The sequence below is a fragment of the Algibacter sp. genome, assembly GCF_039977455.1.
In the GTDB taxonomy this organism is placed as follows: Bacteria; Bacteroidota; Bacteroidia; order Flavobacteriales; family Flavobacteriaceae; genus Algibacter_B.
The window spans coordinates 1-22344 of the sequence record NZ_JBDWDG010000016.1 but is presented as its reverse complement, the minus strand read 5'-3'; the positions used below and the strand labels follow the sequence as shown (position 1 = coordinate 22344).

General features: G+C 33.7%; 16 protein-coding genes and 1 pseudogene. 12 read left to right on the top strand and 5 right to left on the bottom strand.

Annotation, left to right across the window (positions count from 1 at the left end; translation table 11 throughout):
* Positions 1–21: 21 nt before the first annotated feature.
* From ABJM36_RS06165 to ABJM36_RS06150, 4 genes are read right to left on the bottom strand one after another with little or no spacing between them, the layout of a single operon-like run.
* Positions 22–585 carry a 5-formyltetrahydrofolate cyclo-ligase gene (locus tag ABJM36_RS06165; RefSeq protein ID WP_348450910.1) on the bottom strand — a complete coding sequence of 188 codons (564 nt, stop codon included), beginning with the start codon at positions 583–585 and terminating at the stop codon, positions 22–24.
* The gene (locus ABJM36_RS06160) at positions 585–1559 is read right to left on the bottom strand and encodes a succinylglutamate desuccinylase/aspartoacylase family protein (protein WP_348450268.1); all 975 of its coding nucleotides are present in this window, start codon (positions 1557–1559) and stop codon (positions 585–587) included. Before ABJM36_RS06160 ends, ABJM36_RS06165 begins: the two co-directional genes overlap by 1 nt.
* Entirely contained in the window at positions 1560–2435 is an 876-nt protein-coding gene (rimK, locus tag ABJM36_RS06155) for a 30S ribosomal protein S6--L-glutamate ligase (RefSeq protein WP_348450266.1), read from the bottom strand.
* The gene (locus tag ABJM36_RS06150; protein WP_348450264.1) at positions 2432–2866 is read right to left on the bottom strand and encodes a RimK/LysX family protein; all 435 of its coding nucleotides are present in this window, start codon (positions 2864–2866) and stop codon (positions 2432–2434) included. Before ABJM36_RS06150 ends, rimK begins: the two co-directional genes overlap by 4 nt.
* 334 nt (positions 2867–3200) lie before the next feature.
* Here ABJM36_RS06150 and uvrC point away from each other — a divergent pair, with 334 nt between their 5' ends.
* The 12 genes from uvrC (at position 3201) to ABJM36_RS06090 (ending at position 21739) form a co-directional block, all read left to right on the top strand.
* Positions 3201–4994 carry an excinuclease ABC subunit UvrC gene (gene uvrC / locus ABJM36_RS06145; protein ID WP_348450909.1) on the top strand — a complete coding sequence of 598 codons (1794 nt, stop codon included), beginning with the start codon at positions 3201–3203 and terminating at the stop codon, positions 4992–4994.
* A gap of 48 nt (positions 4995–5042) precedes the next feature.
* Positions 5043–7280 carry a patatin-like phospholipase family protein gene (locus ABJM36_RS06140; RefSeq protein WP_348450262.1) on the top strand — a complete coding sequence of 746 codons (2238 nt, stop codon included), beginning with the start codon at positions 5043–5045 and terminating at the stop codon, positions 7278–7280.
* A gap of 316 nt (positions 7281–7596) precedes the next feature.
* Positions 7597–8754: a homogentisate 1,2-dioxygenase gene (locus tag ABJM36_RS06135; protein ID WP_348450260.1), complete on the top strand. Its 1158-nt coding sequence runs from the start codon at positions 7597–7599 to the stop codon at positions 8752–8754.
* A 138-nt stretch (positions 8755–8892) separates the two neighbouring features.
* On the top strand, positions 8893–10053 hold the full coding sequence (gene hppD / locus ABJM36_RS06130) for a 4-hydroxyphenylpyruvate dioxygenase (protein ID WP_348450258.1): 1161 nt from the start codon (positions 8893–8895) through the stop codon (positions 10051–10053).
* 360 nt (positions 10054–10413) lie between these two features.
* Positions 10414–11196 carry a DUF3108 domain-containing protein gene (locus ABJM36_RS06125; protein ID WP_348450256.1) on the top strand — a complete coding sequence of 261 codons (783 nt, stop codon included), beginning with the start codon at positions 10414–10416 and terminating at the stop codon, positions 11194–11196.
* A 6-nt stretch (positions 11197–11202) separates the two neighbouring features.
* Positions 11203–12120: a tryptophan 2,3-dioxygenase family protein gene (locus tag ABJM36_RS06120; RefSeq protein WP_348450254.1), complete on the top strand. Its 918-nt coding sequence runs from the start codon at positions 11203–11205 to the stop codon at positions 12118–12120.
* The gene (locus ABJM36_RS06115) at positions 12078–13412 is read left to right on the top strand and encodes a peptidoglycan DD-metalloendopeptidase family protein (protein WP_348450252.1); all 1335 of its coding nucleotides are present in this window, start codon (positions 12078–12080) and stop codon (positions 13410–13412) included. The genes ABJM36_RS06120 and ABJM36_RS06115 overlap by 43 nt, the downstream gene beginning before the upstream one ends.
* Positions 13413–13417: 5 nt before the next feature.
* Positions 13418–15037, top strand: coding sequence for a glucose-6-phosphate isomerase (gene pgi / locus ABJM36_RS06110; protein ID WP_348450250.1), 1620 nt, complete (start codon positions 13418–13420; stop codon positions 15035–15037).
* 159 nt (positions 15038–15196) lie between these two features.
* Positions 15197–17740, top strand: coding sequence for a TonB-dependent receptor (locus ABJM36_RS06105; RefSeq protein ID WP_348450248.1), 2544 nt, complete (start codon positions 15197–15199; stop codon positions 17738–17740).
* A gap of 12 nt (positions 17741–17752) precedes the next feature.
* Positions 17753–19423 carry a hypothetical protein gene (locus tag ABJM36_RS06100; protein WP_348450246.1) on the top strand — a complete coding sequence of 557 codons (1671 nt, stop codon included), beginning with the start codon at positions 17753–17755 and terminating at the stop codon, positions 19421–19423.
* Positions 19424–19495: 72 nt separating this feature from the next.
* The gene (locus ABJM36_RS06095; RefSeq protein WP_348450244.1) at positions 19496–21118 is read left to right on the top strand and encodes an Ig-like domain-containing protein; all 1623 of its coding nucleotides are present in this window, start codon (positions 19496–19498) and stop codon (positions 21116–21118) included.
* Between the two features lie 180 nt (positions 21119–21298).
* Positions 21299–21739 (top strand): hypothetical protein, encoded by a 441-nt coding sequence (locus tag ABJM36_RS06090; RefSeq protein WP_348450242.1) that lies wholly within the window; start codon positions 21299–21301, stop codon positions 21737–21739.
* Between the two features lie 58 nt (positions 21740–21797).
* Here the strand turns inward: ABJM36_RS06090 and ABJM36_RS06085 are convergent.
* A pseudogene (locus ABJM36_RS06085) lies at positions 21798–22344 on the bottom strand (endonuclease/exonuclease/phosphatase family protein); the annotation flags it as partial.

The window sequence follows — 22344 nt, the reverse complement described above, 5'->3', positions numbered from 1 at the left end:
AGTTGAAATTAAGTATCGCAATTAAAACTTGTAAATTTGTTTAGGCGTCACACAATAATCCAGCCCTATATCACCATCAAAAACATCTGTAATTTCAGTTTCAGCTTCAAAAAAAGATAATCCTATTTTTATAATTTCCGGTTTGCAATCCGATAAAAACCGATCATAAAACCCTTTGCCATACCCCACGCGGTTTCCATTTTTGTCGAAGGCTAAAAGCGGAATAAATACCACGTCAATTTTATCATTGGTGATCTCTATACCATCAATGGGTTCAGGAATATTGTATTTGTTTTTCTTTATTACAGTATTATCCGTTAGTAAAAAATGTGTCATTCCGCCAGTTTCAAAATTACTTTTAGAGATAAGAATATGTTTGTCCTTACCAGCAAGAATATTCAATATATAATCGGTATTAACTTCCTTTTGTTCTGCAATAGCTAGAAAAATATGGTAAAACGAATGCTCCCAAATAGGTAGTTTTAAAAGCTGATTTGAAATAGCTAAACTAAAATTATCAATGTCATTTTCAGACAAATCCTTACGAAGTGCTTTGTATGTTTTTCGCAATTCAGTTTTAGTCATCATCCTTTTAATTTAGTAGAAACATGAAATAAAGCATCGCCTTGATATACAATTGGCGATTCGTTTACATTAATAATATACCCATTGTTCGAAGCTTTTACGGCATAGTTAAATTTACCATAAGGATCGGTAATATGGCCTAAAACATCGCCTTTTAAAACAAACGATCCTATAGGAATAGAGGCTTTAAACATACCAGAATATTTAGCACGTTGCCACCTACTATCGTTTATAAAAACGGTGTCTCTTTTAGGTTTAGAAACCTTAAAGCTAGATTGTAACATGCCTAAATGTTTCAATAAACGTTTTGAGCCATTTACGCCAGAGTTGGTTACAGCATCGTCAATATGAAACGATTTTCCGCCTTCAAAAAGTAATAAAGGTTTTTCTAATTTATAGCATGTTGTTCTAAACGATTTTGATAAATTTTTAGAGTATAATACAAACGGGGCGCCAAAGGCTTTAGCTAGGTTATTAAGTTCTTTGTTTTCTTTAGTGTACCGTAATTGCGGTGCGTTAAATCGGCCTGAGCCACCCGTATGAAAATCGATAATCATATCCACGTGTGGTATAATATCGCTAATAAGTTTATGGGCTACACGACCAGCCAAAGATCCCGAGGGACTTCCTGGGAATACGCGGTTTAAGTCACGACCATCTGGGAATTCGCGTTTTAAATTTATAAACCCAAAAATATTTATAACGGGCATACAAATTATAGTGCCGCATTTAGGTTTGTTAATGCCTTTAGAGATAAGTTGTCTAACAATTTCAACACCATTTACCTCGTCGCCATGTATACCGGCGGTAAACAATATAGTTGGTCCTAGTTTTTTAGAGCGTTCAATAATAACGGGAATATTTACCGGTGTCGAGGTATGTAAATTGGCCACATCAAAATTAACCTCCTTACTCGCGCCAGGTGCAATAGTTTCACCAAAAATGGTTAAGCCATTATTATTTACTTGTGTCATTTATTGTTTGTTTTTTTCTATAAAAGTAATAATAGCTTTAGCAATATTGCGTCCAGTTGCCGCTTCAATACCCTCTAAACCAGGTGTAGAATTTACCTCTAATAATAAAGGTCCTCTAGACGATTGTAACATGTCAACGCCACAAACAGGAAGCTTTAATGCTTTACTTGCATTCATGGCTAATTTTAGTTCGTCGTGGTTTAGCTTTATAATATTAGCCGATCCTCCACGGTGTAAGTTAGACCTAAATTCACCTTCCTTGCCTTGGCGTTTCATGGCGCCAACAACCTGTCCGTCAACTACCAAAGCTCTTAAATCTGCACCCCCGGCTTCCTTAATAAATTCTTGAACAATAACACGAGCCTCCAAACCATTAAAGGCTTCTAAAACCGATTCGGCAGCATTTTTAGTTTCCGCTAAAACTACGCCCAAACCTTGAGTGCCTTCAAGTAATTTAATAATTACAGGCACACCTCCAACATGTTCAATAACTTCTTCTACATCGCGCGAATAGTTTGTAAAAACCGTTTTAGGCATACCAATTCCGGCTTTGCTTAAACGCTGCAAACTACGTAGTTTATCTCTTGAGCGCTGTATCGCGTCCGAAGTTACAATGGTAAAAACTCCCATTTCTTCAAACTGTCGTACTACGGCACAGCCATAAAATGTTACTGAAGATCCAATTCTAGGTATTATGGCATCTACATAATCTAAATACCTGTCTTTATAAAATATGGTAGGTTTTTCCTTTTCAATTATAATATCACATTTTAAAGGGTCAATAACCTCAATTTCATGTCCTCTTTTTTCCCCCTCTTCAATAAGACGTTCTGTAGAATATAAATTTGCGTTTCTAGATAGTATTACAATATTCATGCTTTGTTTTTGCTGTTAAAATTAAACGAAACGTTTTCCAAATCTACATCAACCATAAATTTTTGCCTTAAAAATTGCCTGCCAATAAGTACAGGGAATTTCATAGCGTCTCTAGTGCTTAAAGTTAAGTTAATCTTGTATGTTTTACCAAAAAATTCCACTTCACTTTTTACTTTATATCTGTTTTCTTTATAACCGTTGCTACTTTTTACGTTAGTACGCCAAAAGGTATCAAAAATAATTTCGGTTTTGCCGAAGTTTTTGTGCACATTACTGTTAAAAACGCAAAGCAAGGCATTGTCAATTTCAATAATTTCAGAACAATGTATCGTCGAGGTGTATGCCCCAGTATCCATCTTTACATCAATATTATACAATCCTAGTTGCGGAAAATCAATAATGTCGGTACGTCCTAGAATTTTTTTACTCATTTTTTTTAAATATGTATTTGTCACTTCGAGTGTCCTGATTTTTTTTCGGGATGTGTCGAGAAGTGAGCGTTATCACAAGGGACGGGCATTCACTAATCGCGCCTTCCGTTGGTTGGCAAGCTCGAACATGTCCTTCAATCCCTAACTCGGGTGTAAATACTAGCACCAAATTTAATCTATTATTAATGCTGTTTTAAATAGGATTAATTTTTTTTAAAAGCGGCGCAATGTATATAAATTATCGGTTCAAAAAACAAAATTCAATTTTTTTTCATAACATTAAATGAGGCTCAATTTCGCCCAAAAAAACATTAAAATAATTACCTTTACAATAATGGATACCCCAACTTTAGATATACAGTTAAAAACCTTACCAAACCAACCTGGAGTTTATCAATATTACGATAAAGAAGGGACTATTATTTACGTTGGTAAAGCCAAAAACCTAAAAAAAAGGGTGAGCTCTTATTTTACTAAGACTCACGACAATGGTAAAACTAGGGTTTTGGTTAAAAAAATAGCTAACATAAAACACATTGTTGTAGAAACGGAAACCGATGCGCTTCTGCTTGAAAATAACCTTATAAAAAAGCATAAACCACGTTACAATGTTTTGCTTAAGGACGATAAATCCTATCCGTGGATTTGCATAAAAAACGAACGCTTTCCTAGAGTGTTTTCTACACGTCGGGTATTTAAAGATGGTAGTGAATATTTTGGTCCGTACACCAGTGGGAAAACCGTGCATACACTGCTAGATTTAATTAGAGGCTTATACAGTTTGCGTACTTGTAATTTTAATTTAGCTGAAGAGAAAGTTGATGCCGGAAAGTATAAGGTATGTTTAGAATACCATTTAGGCAATTGTAAAGGCGCTTGCGAAGGACTTGAAACCGAAGTGGAATACAACAAAAACATCAAAGCCATAAAAGAAATTTTAAAAGGTAATTTTAAAGATTCCTTATCGCAATTTAAAGTGCAAATGCGCAAGTATGCCGATAATATGGAGTTTGAATTGGCTCAAAAAATAAAAGAAAAAGTTGAAGTTCTAGAGAACTATCAAGCTAAATCTACCATTGTAAACCCAAAAATTAGCAATGTCGATGTGTTTTCTATAATGAGTGACGAGAGTTATGGTTATGTTAACTTTTTGCAACTATCTTATGGTTCTATTATTCGTTCGCATACCTTAGAAATAAAAAAGAAATTAGATGAAACTGATAAAGAATTACTGGAATTATCAATAACAGAAATTAGGCAACGTTTCAACTCCAATTCTAAAGAAATTTATGTACCTTTTAAAGTCGATTTAGGAGAAAATTTAAAAGTCACCATTCCAAAATTAGGTGATAAAAAGCATATTTTAGATTTATCCCTTCGTAATGCTAAGTATTTTAGAATGGAGCGTTTCAAACAAATGAAAATTGTAGATCCAGATAGGCATGCCAACCGTATTATGGCGCAAATGAAAGTCGATTTACGCTTATCGGAAGAGCCGCGGCATATCGAGTGTTTCGATAACTCAAACATTCAAGGTACGCATCCCGTAGCGGCTTGTGTGGTTTTTAAAAACGGGAAACCAAGCAAAAAGGATTATCGCCATTTTAACATAAAAACGGTAGAAGGACCAGATGATTTTGCATCCATGGAAGAAGTGGTGTACAGACGTTACAAAAGATTGCTGGAAGAGGGTCAACCGTTGCCGCAACTTATAATTATCGATGGAGGTAAAGGGCAATTATCGTCGGCATTAAAAAGCTTAGAGGCATTAGGGCTTAGAGGTAAAATAGCTATTATCGGAATAGCGAAGCGATTGGAAGAATTATTTTATCCAGACGATCCGATTCCTTTATATTTAGATAAAAAAAGCGAAACCCTAAAAATTACTCAGCAGTTACGAAATGAGGCGCACCGTTTTGGTATTGAACATCACAGAAATAAACGTAGTAAAACTGCGTTAAATACAGAGCTGGAAACCATAACAGGTGTTGGTGAAAAAACGGTAGTTGAATTATTAAGACATTTTAAATCGGCCAAACGTGTTGCTAATGCAAAGTTGGACGAGTTGGAAGCTGTTGTTGGAGTGTCTAGAGCCGAGAAAGTTTATAATTATTATCATGAGAAGTAAACAATCTGTCATATTTTAAAAACCTTCTAGGATTGAAATAAAGAGAAATTGAGGATAAAAACAACAATATTAACCCTATTTATACTTGCTTCATTTTCCGCGAAAGCGCAATATAAGGAGTTAAAAAAACCTAGACCCAAAGTTGGTTTAGTGTTAAGTGGTGGTGGGGCAAAAGGTTTAGCGCATATTGGTGTTTTAAAAGTGATTGATAGTTTAGGGATACAAGTCGATTACGTTGCAGGAACCAGTATGGGGTCTATTGTTGGAGCGCTTTATGCTTCTGGTTATTCAGGTAAGCAATTGGATTCTATTTTTCATAAAATAGATTTTGATAAAATTATTAATGACGATTTACCTAGATCTTCAACGGCATTTAGCGAACGTAATAATATGGAGAAATATGCGCTTAAATTACCGTTCAATAATTTTAAAATAAAATTGCCTTCGGCTCTTTCTAGAGGCCATAATACTTATAGTTTATTTTTAAAATTACTAATACATGTTAATGAAATTAATGATTTTAGTAAGCTACCCATTCCATTTTTCTGTATTGCAACCAATGTAGAAAAAGGAGAGCAGGTTGTTTTAGAAAAAGGGAATTTAACACAAGCCATTATGGCAAGTTCCGCTTTACCGTCTTTGTTTCAACCCGTAAATATAAATGACGACATATTAATTGATGGTGGTGTTGTAAATAATTATCCTGTTGACGAAATTCGTGCCAAAGGCATGGATTTTATTATTGGTGTAGATGTACAAGATGGTTTGGCAACCCGAGATGAATTAATCTCTGCGCCCGATGTTTTAATTCAAGTTAACAACTTCAGGACTATTCACGACATGAAGTTAAAGGTTAAAAAAACAGATATTTACATTAAACCTAATATTAAAAAATTTAATGTGGTGTCTTTTGATGAAGGCGATGAAATTATTAATTCGGGTAAAATTGCAGCGTTAAAAGAAGGAAATGCTTTAGTGGAATTAAGTACGACACCCTATATAAATCAAAAGCTCAAAATTAAGCCTATTGATAGTTTAAGAATACATAATATTAAAATTATAGGGAATAAAAACTATACAAGAGCATATGTTTTAGGGAAGCTTAAATTAAAAAAGGATAAAATAATAAGTTATCTGGCTTTTACTAAAGGGTTAAATAACCTAGTAGCTACAAATAATTTTAAGTCGTTCGAGTATGAGTTAAAAAGTACGCCAGCAAAAGAAGGATACAATTTTATTGCTACTCTAGAAGAAAGACGTGTAAATACCTTTTTAAAATTAGGACTTCATTTTGATGATTTATATAAAAGTGGCGCCTTAATAAATTTAACTAAAAAGCAGTTGTTATTTAAAAATGATGAGGCTTCGTTAGATGTTGTTTTGGGTGATAATGTGCGTTATAATTTTGAGTATTTAATTGATAAAGGGTTTTATTGGAGCGTAGGTTTAAGATCTCGGTACAATCAATTTCAAAAGCAAATAAATGCGCAATTGTTGTTGGATGATGAGCAAATAGCGAATTCTGGTTTAAACAAAATTGAGGTAAAACTTAGAGATCAAATGAATCAGTTTTACCTGCAAACTTTGTTTAGAAGAGATTTTTCATTAAGTGCTGGTCTAGAGCATAAAAGACTCGAAATAAATTCTGAAACCATTTTAGGTAGCAGTCCAAATAAAAGTTTTCAGTTCGAAAATACAGACTATCTTAGTTTTTTTGGTAATCTAAAATTAGATACTTATGATGATAAATATTTTCCTAGTGAAGGCGTTTATTTTAATGGCGATTTAAATATTTACCTAAATGCTTCAGGTTATGTTGATGAATTTAAAGATTTTTCAATAGCTAAGGCAGAAATAGGTTATGCTTTTGGAGTTTCTAATAAAGTCGCGTTTAATATTAGAACTAGTGGGGGCTTTAAATTGGGAGATAAATCGAACAGAACACTCGATTTTGCTTTAGGTGGCTATGGTAACGATTTAATAAATAATTTCATCCCTTTTATTGGTTACGATTTTATTTCTTTAACAGGTAATAGTTATGTGAAAGCATCGTTTCTTGCGGATTACGAACTCCTAAGAAAACACCATCTTACTTTAGAAGGGAATTGGGCTAATATAGAAAATAATATTTTTGATACTGGTGAATGGTTTACGCTTCCGGATTATCGCGGTTATGCTTTGGGCTATGGTATTGAATCTATTATAGGTCCAATACAAGTTAAATATAGTTATTCTCCTGAGCAGGAAGCAAGTAATTGGTTTTTTAATATTGGCTTCTGGTTTTAATTTTTTTATTTCTGCCTTTCGTCTTTATTTAAGATAAACTACAAAGGAAAACTCTTGAAAAACGGGTGTAAAGTAATTATCAATAATTTTCCCGATATTTGTAACACTATGACACCTTTTTGGAACGATTTATTAGCGTATCTTCATTATCTCATCAAGAGAAATCCTGAGTGAGCATAAATTCGTGTTGTTTCTGATTATCAATATGATTTTCAGAAAAGACTTCTTTTTAATTTTATTATCTTTATTAGAGTTTGAATATTAGGGTTTTAAGACCTTTAATGTTTTTGACTATTCATAATTAAATCAAGTATATATGCCTTTTTATCATAAATTAGGAAATATTCCGTCTAAACGTCACACCCAATTTAGAAAACCAGATGGAAGCCTGTATTCTGAACAGCTTTTTGGTACCATTGGTTTTGATGGTATGTCTACAAATAGTTATCACGAGCAACGACCAACACAAGTAAAAGAAATAAAAAAGCAATATAATGTTGCACCTAAAATAGTACTAACTAATAATATAAAGTCTTACCGCTTAAAAGGCTTTCAAGTGAAACCAGAAAACGATTTTCTTGAGAGTAGAAAAACCGTTTTAATTAATACCGATTGCGCTATTATTTTGGCGGCGCCAAAGGAATCTACCAAAGATTATTTTTATAAAAACACCGATGCCGATGAATTAATTTTTGTTCACAATGGCACCGGTAAATTAAGAACACATTTAGGTAATCTCGATTTTAAATATGGCGATTATTTGCTGATTCCCAGAGGTGTGATTTATAAAATAGATTTTGATACTCAGGATAACAGGTTGTTTATTGTGGAATCTCGCCGACCAATTTACACCCCAAAACGATACCGAAACTGGTTTGGGCAATTACTAGAACATGCACCATTTTGCGAGCGCGATATTCGCCGTCCGCAAGAATTAGAAACATATAACGAGTCAGGAGATTTTTTAATTAAAGTAAAAAAACAAGACGATATAATAGAAATGGTGTATGCATCGCATCCGTTTGATGTGGTTGGCTACGATGGTTACAACTACCCGTATGCGTTTTCAATTCACGATTTCGAACCTATTACAGGGCGCATTCATCAGCCACCACCTGTGCATCAAACTTTCGAGACCGATGCCTTTGTAGTGTGTAGTTTTGTGCCACGACTTTACGACTACCACCCGTTATCTGTTCCAGCGCCATACAATCACAGTAATATTGATAGTGATGAGGTATTGTATTACGTTGATGGTGATTTTATGAGCAGAAATGATGTTGAAGCCGGTCATATCTCATTGCATCCAGCAGGAATTCCTCATGGTCCGCATCCAGGGGCTACAGAACGCAGCATAGGAAAAACAAAAACAGACGAACTTGCGGTTATGGTTGACACCTTTAAGCCTTTAATGGTTACTGAAGACGCCATGAAAATAGCTGATGAAAGTTATTATAAATCATGGTTAGAATAATTTTATTAGAAACTATTTCTTGCTTTCGGCTGTCGCTCTCTTCGAGGAGCTCCAACAAATGCCTTAATCATGGCTATAAACATCACATATTCGTTATCAACTAAACACCTTAACGAATAAACCAATAAATCATTTATCATGAGTAAAAACATAAAATCAGTAAACTACGGTTTAGAAAAAATATTTGAAGGCGCACAAGATTTCTTGCCGCTTTTAGGAACAGACTATGTAGAATTCTATGTAGGTAATGCAAAACAATCGGCTCATTTTTATAAAACAGCATTTGGGTTTCAGTCTTATGCGTATAAAGGTTTAGAAACGGGCTCGAAAGATTCTGTTAGTTATGTGTTAATACAAGACAAAATCAAATTGGTTTTAACAACACCTTTAACGAGTAAATCGCCTATAAACGAGCATATTGTAAAGCATGGTGATGGTGTGAAAGTTATAGCGCTTTGGGTTGAAGATGCTAAAAAAGCCTATTTGGAAACCACAAGTAGAGGTGCTAAATCCTATATGGAGCCAGTTGTTGAAAAAGATGAACATGGCGAAGTGGTTAGAGCAGGAATTTACACCTATGGTGAAACGGTGCATATGTTTGTGGAGCGGAAAAATTATAACGGCGCTTTTTTACCTGGATTTCAAAAATGGGAAAGCGATTATAGTCCAGAACCAATTGGCTTAAAATATATTGACCACATGGTTGGAAATGTAGGTTGGGGCCAGATGAATACTTGGGTTACATGGTATGAAGAAGTTATGGGATTTGAAAACTTTTTGTCTTTTGATGATAAACAAATCCATACCGAATATTCGGCACTTATGAGTAAAGTGATGAGTAACGGAAACGGACGCATAAAATTTCCAATTAACGAGCCTGCAAAAGGTAAAAAACGTTCTCAGATTGAAGAGTACTTAGATTTTTACGAAGGCGCTGGTGTGCAACACATTGCTGTTGCAACGGATGATATTATTAGTTCGGTAAGCCAGTTAAGAGCGCGAGGGGTAGAGTTTTTATCTATTCCGCCGGAGGAGTATTATAGAGCGGTTCCGGGAAGATTGGAAGAACATAGCCATGAATTACGTGAAGATATTGAGGCATTAAAAAAGTTGGGTATTATGATTGATGCTGATGAGGAAGGCTATTTGTTGCAAATTTTTACAAAACCAGTTGAAGATAGGCCAACCTTGTTTTTTGAGATTATTCAACGAATGGGAGCTAGAGGGTTTGGAGCAGGAAACTTTAAAGCATTGTTTGAATCTATTGAGCGTGAACAGGCAAAAAGAGGTACGCTTTAGTGTAAATATAATAGACCTGCAAGGTTGTTAGAATCTTGTAGGTTTTTTGTGTTTTATATAAATTATTAATTTTTAGCAAGATGGATTATGTTTAGTTCTAAGCCGCGTTAGGGATAGTAGCGGCATACTTTTTTTGCTGCCACCAATGGCAAAAAAAGATAAAGCGTTTAGCCCGACCCTTGTGGTAACGCCACAAAAGAATTGCGAATTCGTTAATTTTTTATGTTGTAATACAAGTATAACCTACTTGAAGGTATCGAATACAATAAAATTTTTATTTTTGGAACAGTAATTGTAATTTTTAGTTTAAAACAATAAAAGTAACCACAAAGGAGTTACATAACAATTACCCAAAAAAGGATGAAGAAATTACTACTTATAGGTTTCGCTATACTATTTATGCAAGGTGCTTTTTCTCAGGAAGAATCTGCATTTCAAGACGGCGAATGGTTTAAATTTAAAATGAGTTATAGTAATTGGCTCAAGGCTGGTAATGCAACGTTAACTGTTAAAGATGCTACACTTAATAATAAAGAGGTATATCATGTGGTTGGTAAGGGTTGGACAACAGGAATGATAAAATGGTTTTTTAAGGTTAAGGATCGGTATGAAACCTATTTTGATAAGCAAGCCATTACCCCGTATAAATTTGTTAGAAATATTGATGAGGGGGGACATACCAAAGATATAGAAATTGATTTCGATCAAGAAAATAACAAAGCCCATGTTAATGATAAAAAGCACAAAACGCTAAAGGTTATTGATACAAAGCCTAATATTCAAGACATGGTATCTACGTTTTACTATTTACGAAATAATCTTGAAATTAGTAGCCTTAAAGTGGGGGATGAGGTTAAAATTGATATGTTTTTTGATGAAGAAAACTATGGTTTTAAGTTAAAATATTTGGGCGAAGAAACTATTGAAACCGATTTTGGAAAGGTAGCCTCTTTAAAATTTAGACCTTATGTTATGGCTGGACGTGTATTTAAAGAGGAAGAAAGTTTAACGCTTTGGGTGTCAAAAGACAAAAATAAAGTACCTTTACGCATTAAGGCAGACTTAGCTGTTGGGTCTTTAAGAGCAGACCTTGAAGCATTTAAAGGATTAAAACATCCCTTTAAAATAGTTGTTAATAATTAAGATATTTTGAACTCTAAAATAACCGACCAATTAAAAGAAAAATATAACGCTATAGACCAAGATGCTGAGGTGCATTTAGAAGGTCTACTTCATAGCAAACCCATTAATTATTGGGAATATATACAAACAGACGCCTTGTTGAATTTACAGGTGCAGCGTACCGTTTTTCCTGATGAGAATGTATTTATTATGTACCATCAGGTTAATGAATTGCTATTTAAAATGGTGCTTTCTGAAATGAGTCAAATAGCAGCTCTAGAACATATAGATACCGAAACGTTTACAGCAAAAATCATGCGCATTAGTCGCTATTTTGATGTGTTAACATCGTCATTTAGTATCATGAAGGATGGTATGGATGTCGATCAGTATAACAAGTTTAGAACCACCTTAACACCTGCTAGTGGTTTTCAAAGTGCGCAGTATAGAATGGTTGAGTTTGCTTCTACGGAGTTAATTAATCTTATTGATAAGCGCTTTCGAGATAATTTTACTATCGATGAGGATTTTACGAATGCTTTTGAGCATTTATATTGGCAAGCGGCTGGTAAGGATTTTAAAACGGGTAAAAAAACGTATACACTTTCTGCTTTTGAGGAACGTTATAAAGATGAAATTATTAGATTTATAAAACATTATCAAGATAAGAATTTGTGGAGCAAGTTTAAAACCTTGCCAAAAGAAGATCAGGCTAGTAAAGATTTAATAAGTGCCATGAGACATTACGATTACACGGTGAATATAAAATGGGTTATGGCGCATTACGAAACCGCAAATCATTATTTAAATATTAACGGAAAAACTGCCGAGGCTACCGGCGGAAGTGAATGGGTGAAATATATGCACCCGAAATATCAAAAAAGAATATTTTTTCCAGATTTATGGACAGAGAAAGAAAAAGAAACGTGGGGAACAGATATTTAACATTAGTATTGTGCATTGCATTTGTTTTTGGATGTAAGGACGATAAAGAGCCTGTTGTAGAGGATATAGTTGAGGTTGTTGAAGAACCAGAAGAAGTTTTAGAATTTGGTTTTAAGGTAGACGATTTTATTGTAAAAAGAGACACCATTCGTCGTGGCGATAGTTTTGGTGAAATTTTAGAGCGCAATAAAGTGGGGTACCCTAAAATTTTTAATATCGCAGAAAAAGCAAAGGATACTTTTGATATTAGGCGACTTCAAGTAGGGAAACCCTATACGCTATTATGTTCTAAGGATTCTTTAGAAACACCTAAATGCTTTATTTATCAGCCTACCTTGGAGGAGTATGTGGTTATAAATTTTCAAGATTCAATCCATGCCTACACAAGTAGAAAACCTATTAAGTACGTTGAAAAATCAGCTACAGGGGTAATTAATAGCAATATATCTCAAACTTTAGAAGACCAAGGGTTAAGTCCTAGGTTAGCATATAAAATGGCTGACGAGATTTATGCGTGGACTATAGATTTTAGAAGGTTACAAAAAGGCGACAGATTTAAGGTGATTTATACCGATAAGTTTATTGATGATACCATTTATACCGGTGTGCACAAGATAAAAGCGGCTTATTTTGAGCATAATAAAGAACCATTTTATGCTTTTGAGTTTGAAACGGATTCGGCTAAGGGTATTGTCGATTATTTTAGTGAAGCTGCTAAAAATTTACGTCGTGCATTTTTAAAAGCGCCTGTTAAGTTTAGTAGAATATCGTCTCGTTATAATTTAAAACGCCGTATCGCAGTTTACGGATTTAAATTACGACCACACAAAGGAACCGATTTTGCAGCACCAATAGGTACGCCAATTATGGCAACGGCAAATGGTACGGTTACCGAATCTAAGAAAAGAGGAGGTAATGGTAATTATGTAAAAATAAGACATAATGCAACTTACGAAACGCAATATCTCCACATGAAAAGTCGAAAAGCAAAAGTGGGCGATTTTGTAAAACAAGGTGATGTTATAGGATGGGTAGGTATGACAGGAAACACTGGAGGGCCTCATGTTTGTTATCGTTTCTGGAAAAATGGCAAACAAGTAGATCCGTTTAAACAAAAACTACCAGAAGCTAAACCAATTTCCGATTCTTTAAAAGTTAAATATCTTGATTTTATTGCGCCTATTAAGCAGCAACTAGATAATATTCATTTCTTAGAAGATATTTTTGAGGAACAGAATCAACCAGAGCTTTCCATTAAACAAAATACTAATCAAATTTCATTAAACCGTTAATAGATATGGCATTACCAAGCATTAACCCGACAACAACTAAATCGTGGAATAAATTAAAGGCGCATTTTAACGATGTTAAGGATGTGAAAATGAAAGATTTGTTTGCTCAAGATGATCAACGCGCAAATAAATTTACCATTAAATGGGAGGATTTTTATGTTGATTTTTCAAAAAACAGGATCACAGAAGAAACATTTAAATACCTTTTAGAATTGGCTGATGAGGTTAAGTTGAAAGATGCTATAAAAAGTCAGTTTTCGGGCGAAATTATTAATGAAACTGAAGGACGAGCTGTTTTGCATACGGCTTTAAGAGCACCAAAAGATGCAGATTTTAAGGTTGATGGTGTAAATGTAATGCCTGAAATATATCAAGTAAAACAAAAAATTGAAGGTTTTACTAACGAAGTTGTAAACGGAGATAGAAAAGGATATACAGGAAAAGCGTTTACCGATGTTGTAAATATTGGTATTGGGGGTTCGGATCTTGGTCCTGCCATGGTTGTAGATTCATTACAGTATTATAAAAATCACTTAACTACGCATTTTGTTAGTAATGTAGATGGCGATCATGTTAATGAAGTTATAAAAAAGTTAGACCCAGAAACAACCTTATTTGTAATCGTTTCAAAAACCTTTACAACGCAAGAAACCCTTTCTAATGCCAATACATTAAAAGCTTGGTTTTTAAATTCGGCTTCAGAAGATGCTATTGCAAAACATTTTGTAGCCGTTTCAACAAATATAAAAAATGTAAAAGCTTTTGGTATTGATGAAAACAACATTTTCCCTATGTGGGATTGGGTTGGTGGTCGTTTTTCATTATGGAGTGCTGTAGGTTTAACCATTAGTTTAGCTGTTGGTTATAATAATTTTGATAGCCTTTTAAAAGGCGCTAACAAAATGGACGAGCATTTTAAAAATGAAGATTTCGATAAAAATATGCCGGTAGTTTTAGCTTTAATTAGTGTTTGGTACAATAACTTTTTTAGAGCAGAAAGTGAAGCTATTATTCCTTATTCTCAGTATTTAAATCAATTTGCAACCTATTTGCAACAAGGTATTATGGAGAGTAATGGTAAAAGTGTGGATAGAAACGGCAACCCTATAGACTACCAAACAGGTACTATTATATGGGGAGAACCAGGAACTAACTCGCAACATGCGTTTTTTCAATTAATACATCAAGGAACGAAGTTAATACCAGCCGATTTTATTGGGTTTGCTAAATCGTTGCATGGTAACCAAGATCATCAGGATAAGCTAACTTCTAACTTTTTAGCCCAAACCGAAGCGCTTTTAAATGGTAAAACGCGAGATGAAGTTGTTGCAGAAGGGACTAGCGAACCTATTATCCCATTTAAAATATTTGAAGGAAATAAGCCAACAAATACCATTTATATAAATAAGTTATCACCAGAAAGTTTAGGTGAATTAATCGCTATGTATGAACATAAAATTTTTGTGCAAGGGATTATTTGGAATATATTTAGTTACGATCAATTTGGAGTAGAATTAGGAAAGCAATTAGCTAGTAAAATTTTACAAGAATTTAACAATAGTGCTAATAATGAACATGATTCTTCAACTAATAATTTATTGAATTATTATAAGCAAAAGTCTTAAAAGTAAAAATTATTCTTAGGTAAATATGTAAAAGGCGATAATATTTTAAGTGTTATCGCCTTTTTGCTTTTAATAAAATAATTAATTTGTTAATAATTAGTTAATGTTAATACTCTAATTATACGTATTTTTGCACCGACTAATTTCAAAAAAATAATTATGAGAAGAACTACGCGTTTTTTAATGTTTACCGTAGCGATGCTGTTTTCAGTTGTTGTTATGGCTCAAAGTACAATTTCAGGTACAATTACTGAAGCAGGCTCAAATATGCCACTTCCAGGTGCTAATGTTATCGAAAAAGGTACTACTAATGGTGTTGTAACAGATTTTGATGGTAATTTTACTATCAAAACAAAATCTTCAACCGGAGACCTTGTGGTATCCTATATTGGGTACAATTCTAAAACTGTTGCCTTTACATCAGATAGCAATTTGGGTGTAATATCTTTAACTTCAAGTCAAGTAGGTTTGGAAACTGTTGAAATTATTGCTTCTGTGGCGGTGGATAGAAAAACCCCTGTGGCTGTTTCTACAGTTAAAGCCGCAGATATTGAGCTTAAATTAGGAACTCAAGAATTTCCAGAGATTTTAAAATCTACTCCTGGTATTTACACGACTAAAACAGGTGGTGGATACGGAGATGCTAAAACAAGAATTAGAGGGTTTCAATCAGAAAACGTAGCTGTAATGATTAACGGTATCCCTGTTAATGATATGGAAAACGGAGCTGTATATTGGTCTAACTGGGCTGGTTTAGGAGATGTAACGTCTTCAATGCAAGTTCAAAGAGGTTTAGGAGCTTCAAAAGTTGCTGTACCTTCTATTGGTGGTACAATTAATGTAATCACAAAAACTACAGATGTTGAAGAAGGTGGAAATGTTTTTTCTTCAGTTGCAAATGATGGTTACTTTAAATATGGTTTAACATACTCTACAGGATTAAACGATAAAGGATTTGCAGCAACTGTATCTGCAGCACAAACAAGTGGCGATGGTTATGTAGATGGAACAGAATTTACAGGAGTATCTTACTTTGTTAATTTATCTAAAGAAATTAACGAATCTCATTCACTTTCGTTTACGGCATTTGGTTCTAAACAAAGTCATGGTCAAAGACAAAACAGACAGTTAATTTCTACTTTTAACTCTAGCGAGAGAGGAAGAAAATTTAATGCAGATTGGGGTTACAAAGATGGTCAAGTATTACACCAAGAAGATAACTTCTACAATAAACCTCAAATGTCTTTAAATCACTACTGGACTTTAAATGATAACACATCAATCTCTACTGTAGCCTATGCTTCTTTCGGTACAGGTGGTGGTGGTGGTACTGCTGGTGAGTATAAATTTGGTTTCGACGAAACTGGTTTTAGTGAGTACAGAAATGGACTTTACGGACCTATCGATTTCGATAAAATAGTTGATGAAAACATTGCTAACGGTGCAAATGGTTCTATTACAGCTTTAAGAGCATCTAGAAATGATCATAATTGGTACGGAGTACTTTCTACGTTAAAAACAAACCTATCTGATGATATGGTTTTATTAACAGGTTTAGATTATAGAGATTACAAAGGGATTCACTTCTCTGAAGTTACAGATTTATTAGGAGGTCAATACTTATTAGATGATGCTAACGTAAATAATCCAAATGCTTTACTTCAAGTAGGAGATAAAAGAAGTTATTATAATGACGGTTTAGTTGGATGGTTAGGAGCATTCGGACAATTAGAATACGATGTTAATGAAGATATTAATACCTTCTTATCTGTTGCATTATCTAATACGTCATATAAAAGAGTAGATTACTTTAACTACTTAGATAACGATCCATTACAAGAAACAGACCGTTATAACTTTTTAGGTTATAGTGTAAAAGGTGGTGGTAACTATAGGTTAGATTCTAACCACAATGTTTTCGCTAATATTGGATATTTTGAAAAAGCGGCGGATTTTGATGCTGTTTTTCAAGAGTTTGATAATGAGCATATAAATGAAGATGCTGAAAACCAAAAGATCTTAAGTTTCGAACTAGGTTATGGTTATAGAAGTGAAAAGCTTACAGCTAACGCAAACTTATACAGAACAACTTGGAAGGATAGAACAGAAACGGTTTCTTTTCAACAACCAGATGGTACAAATGCATTTGCTAATATTTTAGGTGTAAACGCAATTCACCAAGGAATTGAATTAGATTTTATTTATAAGGCTACTGATGAGTTAAACATTACAGGTATGGTGTCTTTAGGAGACTGGAGATGGGATAGTAATGTAACTGGTGTACAAATTCTTGATGAAGATCAAGAACTAATTGAAGAAGTAGATCTTTATATTGAAGATTTACACGTAGGTGATGCTGCTCAAACAACTTTAGCATTAGGTGCAAACTATAGATTATCTCCAAGTACAAGATTAATAATAGATTATAATTACTTTGGAAATCTTTATGCCGATTTTGATCCAAGTGAACGTGGTACTGAAGGTGCTCCAGATGCATGGAAATTACCTGATTACGGTTTATTTGATGCTGTTGTAAGTCATGGTTTTGATTTTGGACCATTTGATACAACGTTAACAGCAAGAATTAATAATGTATTTGACACGGAATATGTAACAGATGCTTTTGATGGTACAAATGATACTGCATTAGTTTATTTTGGAACGGGTAGAACATTTAGTATTTCGGCAAAACTTAAATTTTAAAAAATATTCAAGATGAAAAAAGTAATTTATTATTTATTAATAGTTGGGATCGCCTTTACTGGGTGTAACCCATTGGAAGATATTACAGATGAAATCAATTCTAGAGAAACAGCAGGAGTTGATTACGCTGTAGGTGCAGCTGAATACACGTTCACTGATGAAGACTATGAATTATACGAACAAGAGTTAGACTCTGTAGGATATTTTTCTTCGCAAGACTTAGCAGATCAAATTATACCTGACTTTTTAGCTGCTCAAAACCCAGTTTGGGGAGAAGGTTCGCTAGTAAACGTAACTTACAATTTATATGCAGAAACAGTTTTAGAGTCTATGTCGACTACAGATGTGTTATCAAATATATATGAAATTAGAGATTACTTATCTGCAAACTATGAAACGGCCGCTAATGGTACTTTTGTTGAGCTTAGTTATACGGCAGATATTTTATCTTATACATTATCTGATGATGATTTTGAAACTATTGGTAATGCTTTAAGTGGAACTTATCCGGAAGCAACATCAAGTGCTATTGCCTTTGGTAATTTTGAAAGAAGAGGGAGCAATAGTGCATATTGGTCAGATGGTATGATCCTTGAAGGATTTAATGTATTGTTTGGTGATGATTACACTGTTGGTCAAGTAGTTGCTGTTACATTTGCAATTTACGATGGTGGTACAAATTGGTCTGAATCATTTACAGTTCAATATAATGGTTCTGGTTTCTTAAAATTAGACGTAGATGCAGCTGGAGGAACTTCAATTGATTACACATTAAGTGATGATGAATATGATACTATAGCAGCCGAATTACTTGAAGATTATCCTGCTCCTGCAGCAAATTTAGCGCAGTATGGTAGTTTTACAACGGATAGTAATAGTTCTAATTACTGGAGTGAGGCTATGATTTTAGAAGGTTTAAACCTTGTTTTACCAACAGCAACTGAAGGTGATGTTTATGCTGTAACTTATGCAATTTATAATGGCTCAACTGTTACAACAGAAACCTTAACATTACAATATACTTCTGGAGCTTATGTTATTAATGCTACAACTGTTGATGTTACTGCAATAGTAGCTAAAAATGGCTTGTACTGGGTGTTTCCTTACACGGTTACAGATGCTGATTACAATTTGTTAGGTCAATCATACGGAAACTTTGATAGTGGTTCTATCTTTAGATTAGACATCTTTTTAGAGTCTTTATTTCCTTATGCTCAAGCAGGAGACGAAACAAATGTAGTATATGAATATTATGATGGAAGCACAAACACTAAGTACGGTACAAGTGTTTTTGATGGAAATAAATGGAAATTAACTCCAGATATCATCGAAACATCATTCCAATACGGGTATGAAGATGGAGAATGGGTTCCAGATAATACAATTAGTTATGGTTTAGTATCTGCCGATATTACATTTATTTCTAATACATTTATTGATATATATCCTGGACCAGCTGACAATGTTGGGTTCTTTGGGAGTTTTGATAGAAGAGATACAAGTAGTAATTACTGGTCTGATGATATGTTGCTAGAAGCTTTTAATGCATTGTTAGACTCTATAAATGCTGATGCTGCGGAAGGTCAAAAATATGCCTTATCTTTTGTTATTTATAATGGAGCAACGGTAACAGAAACACAATACGTTATTAAAACCGATGGAGAATGGGTATTTCAAGAATAACCTATTTTAATTAAATAATTTAAAAAACCTCTTTCTTTATGTCAGAGGTTTTTTTTGCTAATCTTTTTTATCATGAAATATTTATATCTAATAGTATTCGTAACACTTTTTGCTTGTAGTGGAAGTGAAGATAATGTAGATGTTGAGCCTCCAACAGCTATTAATGACACGGCAAGTACTTCTGAGAATACAGCGGTAACAATAAGTGTATTAACAAATGATACGCTTACAAATAATGCCACGCTTTTTAGCTTCGATTCTAATTCGGTTCAAAATGGAACAGTAATCGAGGTTTCAAATAGACTAATTTATACACCTGCTGATAGCTTTACAGGTACCGACACATTTACCTATACCATTTGCGATGGTTTCAGCACGCCAAATTGTGCTACAGCAACAGTTACAATAACGGTTTCAGACTCTGGAGACCCTATAGCTGTTGATGATGCATACGATGTTATAGAAAACTCTACAACAAATTTTACAACGTTATTAACCAACGATACGCTAGCTGATGGAGCTACATTAGATTCTATTGATACCACTTTAACCATTGGTACTGCAATTTTAAATGATGATAATAGCGTTTCATATACTGCTTTAAATGGTTATTCTGGTGAAGATACATTTACATACACATTGTGTGATAACGATGCTAATCCAACTTGTGTAACTGCCACAGTTACTATTACTATTGAAGATGAAGGGAATCCGAATGCAGTTGATGATAGCATTACGGTATTAAAAAATGAAACAGCACAACTAACAACAGTATTAAGTAATGATTCTGTGGTTGATGATGCAGCCATCATTTCAATTGATACTACTTTAACTATGGGTTCTGTTACTTTAAATACAGATGGGACATTAAGCTATATACCTGCAAATGATTTTGAAGGTCAAGATACATTTACGTATACAATTTGCGATGATGATTCACCAGAAAACTCATGTTCAACAGCTACAGTAACGCTTAACGTACTTACACCTATATATTTTAATATTCCTGCTGAATTGCACGATTATTATGATGGGGTTTTATTTATAGAAGATGGGGACTTAATGTTCGAAGAATTAGAAAGTAACACAACAATAAATCATACAACGATATTGGAATATACCCAGCGTCATGATTATTTATATGATGCTGATAAAGATTCGAGTAACCCTGATAATGTGATATTAATGTATTCTGGTGAAAGTAGATATTGGCAAGAGTATCAAGGTAATCCAAGTTATACTCCATTAACGTTTAATACAGAACATGTTTATCCGCAGTCTTTGTTTGAAGGAGGAGAAGGTGGAGCAGATAAGGATGAAATTGTAAAGACAGATTTACATCATCTAAGGGCGTGCGATGCAACTATAAATTCAGATAGAAGTAATCATCCGTTTACAGATGGTAGTGGTACCTATCAACTAATTGGAGATGCTTGGTATCCGGGTGATGAATGGAAAGGTGATGTAGCTAGAATGATTTTGTATTTAAATAATAAATACGGAGAGTCTTTTAATAAAGTAGGAAGTTTAGAATTATTTTTAAAATGGAATGTTGAAGATCCTGTTTCTGAATTTGAAGAGCAAAGAAATGAAGTTATATATGGTGCACAGGGCAATAGAAATGCATTTATAGATAATCCTTACTTAGCCACTATAATTTGGGGTGGCGAAGCCGCAGAAAATAGATGGAACTAAAAATAATTAAAGCCGCTTTTTTCTAAAGCGGCTTTTTTATGCCAATAAATTAAAATGTCCTCCTAATTTTAAATTAAGCTTCTTATAAATAGTTTAAAACTCTAGAAATTGGAATCAAGATAAAATTTTGAATTAAATTTTATCATTACATTTGTTCTTTGTAAAAAAATCAAGAAAATCATGTACGAAGTTGTAAAATCACTCCACTCTTATTGGGCCTATTTAGTGCTTGTTATTTTAACAATAGCAGCTGTTAATGCTATTATAAAATCCTTTGGCGATAAGGAATATGAAGCCAATGATTTTAGAAAATCTTTGTTTACTTTAATAGTATCACACATTCAATTGTTAATTGGGTTAGTCCTATATTTTGTGTCACCAAGATTAAAACTCTTTAGTGAATCTGGAATGGGAGAAATCATGAAAGATTCGGTTAATAGACTTTATTTAGTAGAGCATCCTTTAATAAATATTATTGCGGTAGCATTAATCACTATAGGTTATTCAAAACATAAAAAGAAGTTAACCTCTAAGGCTAAACTTAAAATGATAGCTATTTTCTATACCATAGCATTGGTATTGTTTTTATCTAGAATTCCTTGGAGTACTTGGATAGGATAAAATTTAAAGATTATATATAATTACAGACCTGTCAAGTTTAAAATGTGGCAGGTCTTTTTTATTTATTTTCCTCCGTTGGGACTTCTTTAATTAAATAGATGTAAACAGGAAAATGGTCGCTAAAACCATTGCTAAAACCACCATCGGACCAACTTCTAAAAGGGTAACCTTTATAGGTTCCTGTTTTATGAATAAGAAAACGCTTGTTAAAAATACCCGCTTTATAAAACCTGAAAGTACTATAGTCCTTTTTTGTTAGTGGTTTTGAAATCATGATTTGATCAAATAAACTCCAAGCATCTCGATATGCAGTTGTTCCTAATCCATTTTTAAAGAAATTGATATATGGGTTATAAATACCTTTTAATCCTACTTTACGTTTTTCATTTTTAGCCTTTAAAATAGACTTTACGCTTGCGTTATTAGGATTGTCGTTTAAATCGCCCATGGTAATAATCTTAGCATATGGATTAATAACTTGAAGCGAATCGATAATTCGTTTATTCAATTTAGCTGCAGCAATCCGCTTAGGTCGGCTTTTAGCTTCACCACCACGTCTAGAAGGCCAGTGATTAACAATTACATGAATTAATTCGTCTTCTAGT